The sequence below is a fragment of the Saccharothrix carnea genome, assembly GCF_003014735.1.
GTDB lineage: Bacteria > Actinomycetota > Actinomycetes > Mycobacteriales > Pseudonocardiaceae > Actinosynnema > Actinosynnema carneum.
Window position 1 is genome coordinate 1 of sequence record NZ_PYAX01000029.1, and the last position, 14,057, is coordinate 14,057.

General features: G+C 72.7%; 13 protein-coding genes. 5 read left to right on the forward strand and 8 right to left on the reverse strand.

Features of this window, described 5'->3' with window-relative positions; all coding sequences use genetic code 11:
- Positions 1-162: 162 nt before the first annotated feature.
- Complete coding sequence (locus tag B0I31_RS38990; RefSeq protein WP_106620409.1) at positions 163-921, reverse strand: anti-sigma factor; 759 nt, start codon at positions 919-921, stop codon at positions 163-165.
- Positions 918-1,508 carry an ECF RNA polymerase sigma factor SigK gene (gene sigK, locus B0I31_RS38995; RefSeq protein ID WP_106620410.1) on the reverse strand — a complete coding sequence of 197 codons (591 nt, stop codon included), beginning with the start codon at positions 1,506-1,508 and terminating at the stop codon, positions 918-920. Before sigK ends, B0I31_RS38990 begins: the two co-directional genes overlap by 4 nt.
- Positions 1,509-1,751: 243 nt before the next feature.
- Here sigK and B0I31_RS39000 point away from each other — a divergent pair, with 243 nt between their 5' ends.
- Complete coding sequence (locus B0I31_RS39000; protein WP_106620411.1) at positions 1,752-2,711, forward strand: IucA/IucC family C-terminal-domain containing protein; 960 nt, start codon at positions 1,752-1,754, stop codon at positions 2,709-2,711.
- 217 nt (positions 2,712-2,928) lie between these two features.
- On the opposite strand, the gene B0I31_RS39010 is transcribed toward B0I31_RS39000, so the two are convergent.
- Entirely contained in the window at positions 2,929-3,285 is a 357-nt protein-coding gene (locus B0I31_RS39010) for an ArsR/SmtB family transcription factor (protein WP_106620413.1), read from the reverse strand.
- Between the two features lie 58 nt (positions 3,286-3,343).
- Between B0I31_RS39010 and B0I31_RS39015 the strand changes: the two genes are divergently transcribed.
- Positions 3,344-4,690: an MFS transporter gene (locus B0I31_RS39015; RefSeq protein ID WP_106620414.1), complete on the forward strand. Its 1,347-nt coding sequence runs from the start codon at positions 3,344-3,346 to the stop codon at positions 4,688-4,690.
- Between the two features lie 10 nt (positions 4,691-4,700).
- Here the strand turns inward: B0I31_RS39015 and B0I31_RS39020 are convergent, their stop codons facing one another.
- Positions 4,701-5,900, reverse strand: coding sequence for a cytochrome P450 (locus B0I31_RS39020; protein WP_106620415.1), 1,200 nt, complete (start codon positions 5,898-5,900; stop codon positions 4,701-4,703).
- A gap of 155 nt (positions 5,901-6,055) precedes the next feature.
- Between B0I31_RS39020 and B0I31_RS39025 the strand changes: the two genes are divergently transcribed.
- The gene (locus B0I31_RS39025; RefSeq protein ID WP_106620416.1) at positions 6,056-6,793 is read left to right on the forward strand and encodes a class I SAM-dependent methyltransferase; all 738 of its coding nucleotides are present in this window, start codon (positions 6,056-6,058) and stop codon (positions 6,791-6,793) included.
- 7 nt (positions 6,794-6,800) lie between these two features.
- Here B0I31_RS39025 and B0I31_RS39030 read toward each other — a convergent pair whose 3' ends face one another.
- Genes B0I31_RS39030 through B0I31_RS39040 form a run of 3 tightly spaced genes read right to left on the reverse strand, consistent with a single transcriptional unit; the run spans position 6,801 to position 10,213 of the window.
- Positions 6,801-8,018, reverse strand: coding sequence for an ABC transporter substrate-binding protein (locus tag B0I31_RS39030; protein WP_106620417.1), 1,218 nt, complete (start codon positions 8,016-8,018; stop codon positions 6,801-6,803).
- A 42-nt stretch (positions 8,019-8,060) separates the two neighbouring features.
- The gene (locus B0I31_RS39035; RefSeq protein ID WP_106620418.1) at positions 8,061-9,128 is read right to left on the reverse strand and encodes an ABC transporter ATP-binding protein; all 1,068 of its coding nucleotides are present in this window, start codon (positions 9,126-9,128) and stop codon (positions 8,061-8,063) included.
- Positions 9,125-10,213, reverse strand: coding sequence for a FecCD family ABC transporter permease (locus B0I31_RS39040; protein WP_106620419.1), 1,089 nt, complete (start codon positions 10,211-10,213; stop codon positions 9,125-9,127). Before B0I31_RS39040 ends, B0I31_RS39035 begins: the two co-directional genes overlap by 4 nt.
- A 665-nt stretch (positions 10,214-10,878) precedes the next feature.
- Between B0I31_RS39040 and B0I31_RS39050 the strand changes: the two genes are divergently transcribed.
- Positions 10,879-11,958, forward strand: coding sequence for a pyridoxal-phosphate dependent enzyme (locus tag B0I31_RS39050; RefSeq protein ID WP_245950791.1), 1,080 nt, complete (start codon positions 10,879-10,881; stop codon positions 11,956-11,958).
- Complete coding sequence (locus B0I31_RS39055; RefSeq protein WP_106620421.1) at positions 11,955-13,160, forward strand: ATP-grasp domain-containing protein; 1,206 nt, start codon at positions 11,955-11,957, stop codon at positions 13,158-13,160. Before B0I31_RS39050 ends, B0I31_RS39055 begins: the two co-directional genes overlap by 4 nt.
- Before the next feature lie 118 nt (positions 13,161-13,278).
- Here B0I31_RS39055 and B0I31_RS39060 read toward each other — a convergent pair whose 3' ends face one another.
- Complete coding sequence (locus tag B0I31_RS39060; RefSeq protein ID WP_106620422.1) at positions 13,279-14,004, reverse strand: zf-HC2 domain-containing protein; 726 nt, start codon at positions 14,002-14,004, stop codon at positions 13,279-13,281.
- Positions 14,005-14,057: the final 53 nt, after the last annotated feature.

A 14,057-nucleotide genomic window follows, 5' to 3' on the forward strand; every position in this document is an offset into this window, starting at 1 on the left:
GCGGACGCGAGCCGGGTGCTGCGCATGGGAGTCGCTCCTTCGAGGACGGTGGCCGGAACTGTGTTTCCCGGCTTGTCATGAGTGATTCGGTACCGGTCGGACACCGGATTGGTCGAAGCCGGAAAAAAGTCGGGCCGTCTCCGGGGCGACCGCGGTGATTCCTCAGACCAGCGGGAGGACCACCACGGTCGGGGTCGTGGGTCGGGGGGACCCGCCTCGTGGCTCCACGGTCAGGCCCACGGCTTCCCGGCCGGTGAAACCACTGGCCAGCAAGGGATCCGGTGGTCGGTCGGAGGACGCGAGCAGACCTGCCGGACGCGGTCCGTCGGCACCGATCAGCCACAGCTGGTACGTGCGGTCCTCCGGCAACCGCGCGAGCCCGTGGGCGAGGAACACCACCTGTCCCCTGGTCGACGACGCCACGACGGTGCCCGTGCCACCACCGGCCACGTCACCCCGCACGAGCTTGGCGTCCGGTGCGGCCAGCAGGTCGGCGACCTGGCTGTTGCGGGTGTTGACCTGCTCCAGGGCGCGCAGGTCGCGTTCGAGTCGGTTGTTCGTGTCGACGGCCTGGACGCCCAGCGTCACGGCCACCGCGATACCCGCCGCGGCGGCCAGCGCCGCCGTCCCGCGCGACCACCTCGATCGCGTTCCCAATCGGACGGTCACGGTGTCCGGCCGCAACTGTCGGGTGTGGACGACGGCGGCCAGCACCCGGTCGCGCAGGTGGGCGGGCGGTTCGACGGTGGCCTCACCCGCCAGCAGGGCGGTGGTCTCGAGCAGTTCGGCGGTCTCCTGGGCACAGCCCGAGCAGCCCGCGAGGTGGTCCTCGAAGAGGCGCCGCTCGTCGTCGGAGAGCGCGTCGAGCACGTAGGCGCCGATCAGCGTGTGCGCTTCGATGCGCGCGGTGTCGTCGGTCATCGGGTCACCCCCAGGCAGTCTCGGAGTCTGATCAAGCCGTCGCGCATCCTGGTCTTGACCGTGCCCAGCGGGATGCCGAGCACGGAGGCCGTCTCCGGATAGGTGTAGCCCTGGAAGTAGCCGAGCAGGATCGACTCGCGCTGCAGGTCGGTCAACGTCGACAGGCACCGCCGCACCTGCCGCCGTTCGATGCGTGCCGCGACCTGCTCGCTGACCGCGTCGAACGGCGTCTCCACGTCGAGGCGGGCGGCGAGGTCCTCCCGGCGGGTCGCGGCCTGCGCGGACCGGACCCGGTCCACGGCCCGGCGGTGCGCCATCGTCATCACCCACGCCAAGGCACTGCCCCGGCCCGGGTCGAAGCGGGCAGCGGTGCGCCACACCTCGACCAGCACCTCCTGCGTGACCTCCTCCGACTGCGCGTGATCACGCACCACGCGGCGAACCAGGCTGAACACCCTGCCCGCCACCACGTCGTACAGCCGCGCGAACGCCTTGTCGTCACCGCGCGCGACCTGGGTCAGCAGCTCGTCGGCGGTGGCCTCCTGCCCGGCGGACACGGCCTGGAGCTTGCGCTCACGCCCTGCCATCGTGCCCCTTGCCGACCCGCCGGTTGACCGACCGAAACATGAACCCTCCTCAGACTGAGCGCACCGCTATCCCTTGTTCGTCTCCCGAGGCGGATCGGATTGGTTCGCGTGGTCGCCGTCACCCGGCGGCGCCCGGCCGTCTCGGTACGGGAACCGATCCAGGATCCCGAACGACCCTCTGCACAGCACGACAAGCCGCCGGTTCACGCCACCACCCACTTCCGGAGGCAACCTGTGAGGCCAGTGACGTCGTATCCGCACGAACGGGAGGTCGACCAGGGCGAAGCCGTCGACAGGACCGCGGGCGCGCGCGACACCGCGACCTGCCGGATCACCGGCCGTGACTCCTCCGTGCTCGGTCCGGTCCTCATCCGCGCCGGGCTGGGCATCGCCGGCCCGGGACCGGCCGACGTCGAGGTCAGGTCCGGTCGCGAGGGCTACGTCGGGCTCGCGGACGGGCGGCGAACCGACCTGCCCGACGTCACGGCCGTGTTCCGGTGGGCGCGGGCGTTGCCCACCGGCCCGCGGGCGATCCGGCGTGCCGACCCCGCCGAGATCGCCGCCACACCGGCGTCGGTCATCGGCGCGTACCTCGCGGTTGACGACAGCGGCGAGCCGTTCGACTCGTTCCACGACGACCCCGACGCCTTGGCCGAGGCCGTGCGACGGGTCGGCGCGAAGTTCGGGATGGCGGAAGCTCGCGCCGCGGCCTCGACCCTGCAGTTCCTCGTCGCGGCCGGGCTGTGGTCGGTGGCCCTCGGCGCGCTGGCCCGCGGCGGAGTCGTACCCGACCTGGACGGGCTGCGGTACCGCCTCGGCGAGGACGCTTCCGTGCGACTGGCCCTGGGCGAACCCGGCGGCTGGACCACCACCGACGACCCCGCGCCGCTGCTGCTGAGCGCCGTGGTCGAGGAGCACTTGAAGCCGTTCCACGCGAGGTTGCGCACCGTCGCCAAGGTCGCCGAGGGTTTGCTGTGGGGCAACGCCGCCGCAGCCCTGCGCAGCGCACTGCGACCACTGCCCGCCGGTCTGCACGACCTCGGCGCCCGTCTGCTGACCACAGCGGAACTGCGCGACACGGTGTCCCCTGACGGCGCCCGCCGCAGCTGCTGCCTGTTCTACCGCACACCCACCGGCCACACGTGCCGCACCTGCCCGCTCGTCGGCGCCACCGTCATCCGGCAACGAGGACACCACGCCTGAGCAGCATCGTCGCGTCACCCGATCCACGTGGGCGGCTGCGTGACGATGCGGGGGTGCTTCGTTCACCGGCTGACCGCTGGGGATCACAGGTTGCTCGACGTCGCGGTGCGGACGTTCCGCGGGATCGTGGTCGAGGACGAGGTGGACGGGTGGGTGTGGGGCTGCCGGCAGCCCCACGTCGGTGGGTACTCGCAGTCGGTCCGAGGGGATTTCGGCGTCAATCGTGGTCCGGACGGCCGGTGAGGTGGTGGTCGGCGGTCTCGACCGCTTCGGCCAGCAGCCGCCGCACGTGGCCGCCCCGCACCCGGTAGACGGCGCGGCGGCCCTCGCGGCGCACGGACACCAGGCCGGCCAGCTTCAGCTTCGCCAGGTGCTGGGACACCGCGGGCCGGGCGATCCCCACCGCGGCGGCCAGGGTGGTGACGTCGTACTCCGCACCGCACAGCAGCCACATCATCCGCAGCCGGGTCGCGTCCGCCAGCATCCGGAACCCGTCGACGGCCGCCTCGACGTGTCTGCCAGTAGGTAGCTGTTGCCAGTCATGCGTTGTTGCAACGTCGTCGCGTGCGTACATGAGCACGTATGGTGTCACCCGGTTCCGCCCAGCGCCAGCCGACCGGAGGTGCGCACCAATGCCCGGGGTGTTGTCGAATCGCACGTACCGACGCCTGTTCACCGCCCAGGTCGTCGCCCTGGCCGGCACCGGCCTGGCCACCGTCGCCCTGGGCCTGCTGGCCTACGACCTGGCCGGACCGGATGCGGGCGCGGTGCTCGGGACGGCGTTCGCGATCAAGATGGTGGCCTACGTCGGCATCGGTCCCCTCGCGGCGGTCCTGGCCGCCCGCTTCCCGCGCAAGCACCTGCTGGTGGGCCTGGACCTCGTGCGCGTGGCGGTCGCGGCCGCCCTGCCGTGGGTGGCCGAGGTGTGGCAGGTGTACCTGCTGATCTTCCTGCTCCAGGCGGCCTCGGCGGCGTTCACCCCGACCTTCCAGGCCACCATCCCCGACGTCCTCACCGAGGAACGCGACTACACCCGTGCCCTGAGCCTCTCGCGCCTGGCCTACGACCTGGAGAGCCTGCTCAGCCCGCTGCTGGCCGCCGCGGTCCTCCTGGTGGTCGGCCACGACTCCCTGTTCGTCGGCACCGCGACCGGGTTCGCCGCCTCGGCGCTGCTGGTGTCGGCGGCGGCCCTGCCCCGATCACACCGCGCGGCGGCGGGCCGCTCGATCACCGCCACCACGCGTGGCCTCCGCGTCTACCTGGGCACACCGCGCCTGCGCGGCCTGCTCGCCGCGCACCTGGCCGTCGCCGCCGCCGGGTCGGTGGTCCTGGTCGATACCGTCGTCTACGTCCGCGACCTGCTCGGGCGCGGCGAGACCGCCGTCGCCGTCGCCCTGGCCGCCTACGGCTCGGGTTCGCTGATCGCGGCCCTGGCACTGCCCCGCGTCCTGGACCGCCGGCCCGACCGCCCGGTCGTGCTGCGCGCGACGGTCGCGCTCGCCGCACTGCTGGTGGTCGCGGTTCCGGCCACCGCCTTCCTCGACGACCTGCGGTGGTACGCCCTCCTGGCGCTGTGGGCCGCGCTCGGCGCCGCCGGGTCGTTCGTGCTCACCCCCGGTGGACGGCTGCTGCGCCGGTCGGCGCACCGACCGGACCTGTCGGCCGTCTTCGCCGCCGATTTCACCCTCTCCCACGCCTGCTGGCTGGTCTGCTACCCCCTGGCCGGGTGGCTGGCCACCGTCACGTCGATGACCGCGACCCTGCTGGTGCTCGGCCTCGTCGCGACCGCCGCCGCCACCGCCGCGATCCGGCTGTGGCCCGCCCACGACCCGGAGGTCGTCGAACACGAGCACCACGGCCTCGACTCCGACCACGACCACCTCCACGGCGCGGTGATGGTGGGCGAGTGGCACCGACATGCGCACCCGTACCGGATCGACGACCTCCACGCCCGCTGGCCGGCCGACGTCCGGCGTTGACGGCTTCGGGTCACCAGGTGACGGGGAGTCGGTCCAGGCCGCGTGCCATCCGGCCGGGCCGCCAGGACAGCTCGTCCGCACCGACCGCGAGGCGCAGGTCGGGGAAGCGGCGCAGCAGGGAGCCGATGGCCACGCGCAGCTCGGCTTTGGCCAGCTGCGCGGCGACGCAGTAGTGCGGGCCGAACCCGAACGCCAGGTGCGGGTTCGGTTTGCGGGTCAGGTCGAGGTCGTCGGGGCGGTCGAAGACGCGGTCGTCGCGGTTGGCGGCGTCGGGGTGCACCATGACCGCGTCGCCGGCGCGGACGAGGACGCCGCCCAGTTCGACGTCCTCCAGGGCGATGCGGGTGAAACCCGCCGAGGTGACCAGGGGGTTGAAGCGCAGCAGTTCGTCCACCGCGCGGTCGACGAGCGAGAGGTCGGCGCGCAGCGCGGCGAGTTGGTCGGGGTTGGTGAGCAGGGTGTAGACGCCGTTGCCGAGTTCGCTGGTCGTCGTCTCCAGACCGGCGTAGAGCAGGGTCACGCCGAGCACGACCAGTTCGTCCTCGCCGAGCCGGTCGCCGGTGTCCCGCGCCTCGACCAGGGCACCGAGCAGGTCGTCACTCGGCGCACGGCGGCGGGCGGCGACCAGGCCGGCGACGTAGTCCTTCAGCTTCGCGAACGCGTCGTGGATCTCCTCGCTGGAGAACGCGGTGGTGGCCAGGGCGACGTCGATCCAGCCGGCGAACCGGTCGCGGTCGGCCACCGGCACGCCCAGCATCTGGCAGATGACCGCCACCGGCACCGGCACCGCGAAGCCGGCGATCAGGTCCGCGGGCGGACCCTGGTCCTCGATGCGGTCGAGCAGTTCGTCGGTGACGCGTTGGGCGTGGTCGGCCAGGTGCCCGATCCGCCGGGGGCTGAACGCGGCGGCGACCAGGCGGCGCAGCCGGGTGTGCTCGGGCGGGTCCACCGTGTGCAGCGTCGCGTCGGTGTGCCTGCGGGGTGAGGCGCGGGGCACGTCGCGGTCCAGGAGCGCGGCCCGGCTGAACCGGGGGTCGCTGAGCACCGTGCGGACGTCGGCGTGCCGCACGGCCAGCCACGCGTCACCGCCGTGGGGCAGGGAGATGCGGCTGAGCGGTTCGTGGTCCCGGAGGTGGGTGTACTCCGGTTCGAGCTCCAGTCCGGTCGGTTCGCGGAACGGGTAGGCGCGGGCTGCCTGCGTGGGTCGCATCGGTGTCCCCAATCCCGTGAGGTCCGGTCACCGCCAGTGGTCGTCCTGACGGGTCGCGAAGTTCCCGGACCGCTCACCGCGGGAACCGATCGGCACCCGCCGACGACCAGTGGGACGGAGCGGTCCGCGCGATCACACGACCTGGATGGAGCGGCATGGGCTGGTACGAGGACGACGACCTGTGGGTGAGTTTCGCCGAGGTGATGTTCCCGCCGCGCCGCGCGGTGGAGGCGGAGCAGCTGGTGGCCACCTCGCCGTTGTTCGAGGTCGCCCCGGGCGATCGGGTGCTCGACCTGGCGTGCGGCCCGGCGACGCACCTGGTGCCGTTGGCCCGGCGCGGGGCGGTGGTCACGGGGGTGGACCTGAGCGAGGCGATGCTGGCGCGGGCGCGTGAGGCGTGCGAGGAGGCGGGAGTCCAGGCGCGGTTGGTGCGGGCGGACATGCGGGAGCACGTCGAGCCGGCCACCTACGACCTGGTGATCAACGTGTACACGTCGTTCGGCTACTTCACCGACCCCGGCGAGAACCTGGCCGTGCTGCGCAACGCCCACGCCAGCCTGGCACCCGGCGGCCGACTGCTGGTCGACGTGATGGGCAAGGAGGTGTTCGCCGGGTGGGTGGGCCGACCGCAGGCGGTGGACGTCGCCGGTGGCACGGTGTTCATGCGCGACACCGTCCTGGACGACTGGACGCGCGTGCGCAGCGACTGGACCTGGGTGCGCGGTGACGAGGTGCGGCGCACGTCGCTGTTCTCCACCCTCTACAGCGCCGCCGAGCTGCGCGGGTTGTTCGAGGCGGCGGGGTTCGGCGAGGTCGAGTGCTTCGGCGACTTCGACTGCTCCCCCTACGACAACCGCGCCCGGCGGCTGATCGTGCGGGGCACCCGCGCCTGACGGTCGATCAGGACGAGCGGGCGAAGCAGGTGCCCTCGGCGCCCGGGAACAGGTCGGGTGCCAGGCCGATGGCGATGTCCCGGATGAGCACGTCCACGTCGAGGTAGGTCTTGGCGCGGCACTCCTCGAAGTTCTCGTCCACACCGGCGATGAAGCTGTTCTCCCTCAACGGCCGGAACTGGTTCGTGCGCGGGTCGGCCTTGAGCGCGTCACGGGTCATCTTGATGGGGTCGTAGACGATGAAGAAGTCGGCATCGGCCGCGGTGCCCACGGCCTTCTCGAAGTCGTACGGTTGGCCGTTGGGCGCCGGGTTGTCGGGCGCGAACACGTTGTCCACGCCGAGTTGGGTGAGCAGCCTGCCGACCAGGGTTTCGGCGCCGTGCCCGTGGACGAACTCGCAGCCGCGCTCGGGCGCGACGCAGAGGTAGCCCACCCGGCGGTTGTCGATCTTGCCGGAGACGGTGGCGACGACCTCGTCGTAGCGGGCCTTGATGCTGTCGAACTCGGTGTTGGCGGCGGCTTCGGCGTTGTAGAACGCCGCCACCACCTTGATCCACTCCGCGGAGGCCAGGGCGTGGCGCTCCAACCGGTTGGACACGCTCACGCCGGGCATCCCGGCGGCGCGGGCGTTGCTGATGTCGTCGAAGCCCTTGCCGAACCCGGACATCAGGATGACCTGGTTCTCCAGGCCCAGCACGGCTTCCTTGTTCAGGTCGGTGTACTCGCCGATCGACATCGGCTTGCCCGCGGCCTCGACCACCCCGGCGTACCACTCGTCCTTCTGCGCGTTGCCCAGCAACTGGCCGCTCAGCCCGGTGATGCTCTTGTTCTTGCCCAGCCGGTCGACCATGGCGAGGGCGTTGAACGAGGTGACCGACACGTTGGTGACCGGGACCTGGACGACCAGCGCGCCTTCGAGGTCGCCGGTGGCCTCGGGTGCGGGTGTGCCGCACTGGTAGAGCACGTACTTCAGCTCGGGGCCGCCGGCGTTCTCGGTGTCGGCGAGCGTGATGGTCTTGTAGGAGTCGTGGTAGCTGATCTTCCACAGCTCGGACTCGGTGACCGTGCTCTTGTCCGGGAAGTAGTCGCGTCCCTCGGCGTAGTCGGTGACGCAGCCCTCGGCCTCCGCCGGGCTGCCCGACGCGCCGGAACCCGGGCTCGCGCAGCCGGCGAGGGCCAGGGGTAGCGCGAGCAGCGCGACGACCGAGCGGGTGAGTGTGTTCACGGTGGTGCTCTCCTGCGTGCGTGAGTGGTTGGTGGCGGGCGCTCATCCGGTCCGCGCGTCTTCGCGCAGGGGTGTGGCGCAGCCGCGCAGGTGGGTGACGAGGGAGTCGAAGCCGATCCCGTGCGCGCGGGTCGCGTCCGGCACGTGGGTTCCGTCGACCCGCCAACGACAGGGCGTACCGGGTTCGACGGTCAGGACGTGGTCGGCGGCGTCCGGGGTGGGTGTCCAGCCGGCCCGCCGGGCGGCGTGCTCGGCCCACTGCCGCGGCCGTCCCTCGCCGACCACCCGCACGGTCGCGCCGGGCACCTCGTCATCGGCGACGACGATCGTGGCGGCCGCGTCGTCGAACGACATGTTCTCGCCGGTGAAGGCGCGGGTGATCGCGTCGCCGCACGCGAGGTCCTCGGGCGCGCCGGCGGTCACCGTGCCGTCGCCGCCGACCAGCCACACCTGGTCCGCGCGGCGCAGCGCGAACGCCAGGTCGTGGGTGGACAGCACGATCGCCGTGCCGGTGGTCGTGCTCAGCCGGGTCAGCATCGCCGCGAACTCGATGCGGCGGGCCACGTCCAGGAACGCGGTGGGCTCGTCCAGCACCAGCACCGCGGGTTCCTGGGCCAGGGCGCGGGCCACCATCACCCGCTGCCGCTCGCCGTCGGACAGGTCGGTCAACGGGCGGTCGCGCAGGTCGGCGACCCCGGCGTCGAGCAGCGCCCGGTCCACCGCGGCCCGGTCCCGCGCGTTCTCCCGGCCGATCCACGACCGGTAGGGAATCCGGCCCAGCGCCACCACCGCGTCGACGGTCATCTGCCCCACGTCGACGGGCTCGGTCAACGTGACCGCGAGCCTGCGGGCACGCTGGCGCGGTGAGAGCGCCGCGAGGTCGCGGCCGTCGAGCAGGACGTGACCGGCCAACGGCGGCTGGGCGCCCACCAGGGTGCGCAGCAGGGTCGACTTGCCCGCGCCGTTGGGGCCGATCAACGTGATCAGCTCCCCTGGCCGGGCCGCCAGGTGCACGTCGCGCAACACGGTGACGGCCGGGTGCCGGCGGCGTCGCCGGTAACCCGCGCTCACCGCGACCGCCTGCAGCGCCGGACGGGGTTCGACGGTCATCGTGCCTGCCTCCTCGCCCGACCCGACAGCAGCACCCACAGGATCACCGGCGCGCCGACGAACGCGGTCACCGAGTTCAGCGGCAGCGACGTCCTGGTCAGCCCGTTGCCGCCCGCGACGTACTCGGCCACCAGCACGATCACCGCGCCGATCAGCGCACTCGCCGGCAGCACCAAGCGGTGGTCGCTGGTGCGCAGGAGCCCTCGCGCCAGGTGCGGCGCGGCCAGGCCGACGAAACCGATGGCACCGCAGTAGGCGGTGATCACGCCCGACAGCACCGCGACGCTGGCCAGGGACAGGAAGTGGACGCGGCGGACGTTGACGCCCAGGCTGCCCGCGTACCGCTCGCCCAGCAGCAGGGCGTTGAGCGGCTGGGCCAGGAACACCGACAGCACCAGCACCACCGCGCAGGACACGGCGACGACCTGCAACTCGTGCCACGTCACGTTGCGCACGGAACCGCGGGTGAAGGTGGCCAACGCCTGCAACCGGTCCGGGTCGGTGTAGTAGACGAGCATGTCCACCACGGCACCGGCCAGGTAGCCCAACATCACGCCCACCACCAGCACCACCACCGGATCGCCGACGCGACGGGCGATGCCCAGCGCGATCAGCAGCACCCCGGCGGCCCCGGCGACCGCCGCACCGGTCACCCCCAGCTGGCTGACCACGCCCAACCCCGACAACCAGCCCACACCGCCGGTACCGAGGATGACGATCGCGGCGCCGAGGATCGCACCGGAGCTGACGCCGAGCACGAACGGGTCGGCCAGCGGGTTGCGGAACAACGTCTGCATCTGCGCGCCGCCGACCGCCAGCGCGGCACCGGCCAGCAGCCCGGCCACCACCTTCGGCAACCGCGCGTCCAGCACGATCGTGCGGTTCACCGCGGACTCGGCGTCCTGACCGGTCAGGATCCGCAGCACCTCCCCGACCGGGATGGGGATCGAACCCTGGGCGATCAACACCACCACGACGCCCAGCAGCAACAAGACCAGCAGGCCGAACAGCCCGGCCACGTACCCGACGCGGGACCTGTGCCGGCGCCCCGGCGCGGCCCGGGACGCCACCTCGTCCTCGGTCATCTCCTCGACACCCGTGCCACTACCCGACACCGCGCACCCTGTTCCTCCCTCCGGTGTGGAACCGGCCACCACCGTAGAAGTCGTGCCGCGGCGGCATCCGGTTCCCGGCGATCGGGGAAATACACCATGGCGTTCGTCGTGTTCAGCACCTTCTTCTTCCTGCCGGACCAGGGTGTGTCGGGCATTGGGGGGATCGGGTGGAGGAGCGGGTTCCGGCGCGCAGCAGGACGGCCAGGTAGGGGTAGACCGCGAACGTGCCGATGTTGACCAGGCACCCGCCCACCAGCAACGCGGTCTGGGCGCCGGTGAGGCCCCAGCCCGTCCCGGGGCACCGGGAACGGGTTCCCGCACGACGCGACACCCCGGTGACCCCCTGCCCGCGCGTGGTTCCCCTTCGGCACAGCAGTGGTCGTTCCGCCACGCGGGGAAGTTCCCCGGCGCCCGATTCCACCGCCGCGGGAACCGACGACGCCTCGCCAACGACCACTAGGACCGGAGCGTTGCGGCCGCGTGGAGGGATGTGCGAGGGGCGGACCGCGGTGGCCCCCGGACTTCCACGACCCGCACCGACGACACGACCACACCCGAGAGGGCTCGACCATGATCCTGACACGCGCGACACCGGGCACGATCCGCTGCCCGGGCTCGATCGGAAGGTGAGGACCGTGCTCGACCACCACGCCGTGGCCCCGCCGGTCCACGAGCACATCACCGACGCCGTCAAGACACCGGCGCTCGTCCGGCTCACCCCCAACACCGTGCTGGTCCGCTTCGAGACGCTCAAGGTCTACGCCGCCCTCGGCGCGGTGCGCCACCTGCTGGACACCGGGGTGATCAGGCCGGGGCAGACGGTGGTGGACAGCTCCAGCGGCATCTACGCCCTCGCGCTGGCGATGGCCTGCCACCGCTACGGCCTGCGCTGCCACATCGTCGCCTCCACCACGGTCGACGACACCCTGCGCGCCCAGCTGGAGATCCTCGGCGTCAGCGTGGACCAGATGCCGCCGTCGGACGACCTGCGCCTGGACCAGAGCCGGCGGGTGGCCCGGGTGCGGGAACTGCTGGCCCGGCGGCCCGACATGCACTGGATGCGCCAGTACCACGACCCCGTGCACCACCTCGGCTACACCGAGCTGGCCGAGTTGCTGCTGCGCGCGTTACCCGGCGAACCGCTGACCGTGGTGGGCAGCGTCGGCACCGGCGCCTCCACCGGCGGGCTCACCCGCGCGCTGCGCGAGCACGACCCGCTGACCCGGCTGGTGGGCGTGCAGCCGTTCGGCAGCGTCACGTTCGGCAGCGAGCGGTTCACCGACCCGGACGCGATCATCGCGGGCATCGGCAGCGCCATCCACTTCGACAACGTCCACCACGAGCTGTACGACCGCATCCACTGGCTGGACTTCCAGCACGCCATGGCCGCCGCGGTCGGCCTCCTGCGCGACCACGCCGTCTTCGCCGGCCTGTCCACCGGCGCCGCCCACCTGGTCGCCACCTGGGAAGTCGCCCGCGATCCCCTGCGCACGCACGTGGTCATCGGCGCCGACACCGGCCACCGCTACACCGCGCGCGTCTTCACCCGCCACCGCGAAGCCCTCGACCCCGCGCTGCTGGCCCCCGTGGAGATCGACTCGCTGGACCGGCTGGCCCCGCCGTGGGCGGCGATCGACTGGGCACGGCGCACCCGCGGACCGGCCGTCCCCGCCCAGGAACGTCCTCACGAACGCAGGAAGGACCCCGTGCCGTGACCATCGTGCTGCTGGAAGCCCTCACCTTCGGCCTCGGCCGCCTCGCCGACGCGGCCCGCGCCCACGGCCACGACCTGGTCCTGCTCACCGGGGATCGTTCTATCTACCGCCACGAGCTGTCCCGCCACGGTGACCGGGTCCGGGTGGTGGACGTCGACACCACCGACGTCGCCGCGTGCGAGAAGGCGTTGCGGGACGTGCCGGACCTGTCCGGGCTGATCAGCTCCACCGACACCTGGGCCTTGCCCGGCGCGGACCTGGCCGAACTCCTCGGCCTGCCCGGCCCCTCCCCCGACGCCGTCCGCACCCTGCGCGACAAGGCCGCGGTCCGGGCCAGGCTGCACGAGCACGGCCTGAGCCGCAGCGGCCCGCTCGACCCGGTCACGACCGAGGTGTTCCCGTTGGTGCTCAAGGATTCCGCGGGCACCTCGTCGCGCGCGGTGTGGCTGGCACGCACGCCCGCCCAACGTGACGCCGCCCTGCTGGAGGCCGCCGCCACGCCGCTCAAGGGCCGCCTGATCGCCGAACCGTACTTCGAAGGCCCTCTCTACAGCGCCGAGACCATCACCTGGGAGGGCGAGACGCGGTTGCTCGGCTTGCTGAGCCGGGTGATGTCCCCCGAACCGCTGCGCCGCGAGGAGGCTTCCGGTTTCCCGGTCGCCTTCCCCGACGCCGACCACGCCGCGCTGGCCGACTGGATCGGCCGGGTGCTGCACGCCGCGGGGCACGAGCGCGGCTTCGCGCACACCGAGTTCGTGCTCACCGCCACCGGTCCCGAGGTCGTCGAGGTCAACGCCCGCATCGGCGGCGCCCTCGTCGGCGAGGCCCTGTGCCGGGCCTTGGGCGTCAACGCCTACGACGCGATGGTCCAGGTCGCGCTCGGCACGCGACCCGACCTGCTCGACCACCCGGGCGACACCGGCACCGCCACCGGCTTCATGGTCGTCTACCCGCGCCAAGCCGGCGTGCTGGAAGGCTGGACGGGCCTCGACCGCCTGCCCGGACTGCCCGGCAACCCCGAGTGGTACCCCACCGCGAGCCCCGGCGACGTGCTGGAGCACCTGACCGACCAACGCTCCGGCACCGGCATCGTCCTCGCCGAGGGCCCCACCGCCGAACTCGCCCTGCACCGCGCCCAAGCCGCCGCCGGTGGCGTCATCCCGGTGGTCCGGGTCGCCGAACGCGTCGACACACCGGCGTGACCGCGTCACCGGCGGCCGGCCGCACAGCTCCCGGTGCGGTCGGCACCCTCTTCGGTGATCGTCCGGGCGGCCGCGGGGGTGTGACGCCGGGACAGTGGGTGAGGACCGTCCCGGCGTGTCAGGCGGCTCGACGGTGGGCGGTGGGGCGCAGGTGGCCGCCCCGCCCGCGGCGCCCGCCGGGCTGGGGCGTGACGTCGTCGTCGTCGGAGTTGTCGCGGTGGTCGCGGTCGTGGTCGTGCTTGGCGGGGGTTCCCGGTGTCGGCCGACGCCGGTGGGCGCGGGCGACGAGGTAGAGCAGGACCAGGCCGGCCACCAGGGGCAGGTGCGAGACGACGCGGGTGGCGGTCGCGGTGCCGGTGAGCAGGTCGTTGACCGAGAACGCGACCAGCACCGCGACGAAACCACCCAGGGTGGGCAGGAGGCCGGCGGCGCGGTGCGCGTGCACCGCGGCAACCGTCAAGCCGATGCCCAGCGCGAGGTTCCACGCGGCGCCCTCGTTGAACAGGTGGGTGGAGGGCCCGTGCCCGGACTGCCCGCCGGTGGCGCCGGCGAGCAGCTGGTCGAGACCGAGCCACAGTTGCACGATGGCGACCGCGGCGAGGGCCAGGCGTGGTTTCAGCGCGATGTGGCGGGGTGGGGCGGCGGCCAGCACGGCGTCGACCAGGTCCGGTTCCGGCTCGACGGGCCGGACGCGGATGGTCCTGGTCAGCGCCTGTGCGCTCGCCTGCCACCGGGTGCAGGCGGGGCACTGTGCCAGATGCGCGTCCGTCTCGGCGGCGGGTACGGGCTCGGTCTCGCCGTCCAGGCGGGCCGAGAGCGCTTCACGGCAGGATTGGCAGTCCACACACCTATAGTCGCTCCATTCGGCTCACCGGTTCCCGACAGGGTGTCGTTACC

Bases quoted from the DNA above. Each gene is read 5' to 3' on its own strand.
- B0I31_RS38990 (WP_106620409.1), bottom strand. From the start codon at position 921: ATGACCGACGACACCGCGCGCATCGAAGCGCACACGCTGATCGGCGCC.
- sigK (WP_106620410.1), bottom strand. From the start codon at position 1,508: ATGGCAGGGCGTGAGCGCAAGCTCCAGGCCGTGTCCGCCGGGCAGGAG.
- B0I31_RS39010 (WP_106620413.1), bottom strand. From the start codon at position 3,285: ATGTACGCACGCGACGACGTTGCAACAACGCATGACTGGCAACAGCTA.
- B0I31_RS39015 (WP_106620414.1), top strand. From the start codon at position 3,344: ATGCCCGGGGTGTTGTCGAATCGCACGTACCGACGCCTGTTCACCGCC.
- B0I31_RS39020 (WP_106620415.1), bottom strand. From the start codon at position 5,900: ATGCGACCCACGCAGGCAGCCCGCGCCTACCCGTTCCGCGAACCGACC.
- B0I31_RS39025 (WP_106620416.1), top strand. From the start codon at position 6,056: ATGGGCTGGTACGAGGACGACGACCTGTGGGTGAGTTTCGCCGAGGTG.
- B0I31_RS39035 (WP_106620418.1), bottom strand. From the start codon at position 9,128: ATGACCGTCGAACCCCGTCCGGCGCTGCAGGCGGTCGCGGTGAGCGCG.
- B0I31_RS39040 (WP_106620419.1), bottom strand. From the start codon at position 10,213: ATGACCGAGGACGAGGTGGCGTCCCGGGCCGCGCCGGGGCGCCGGCAC.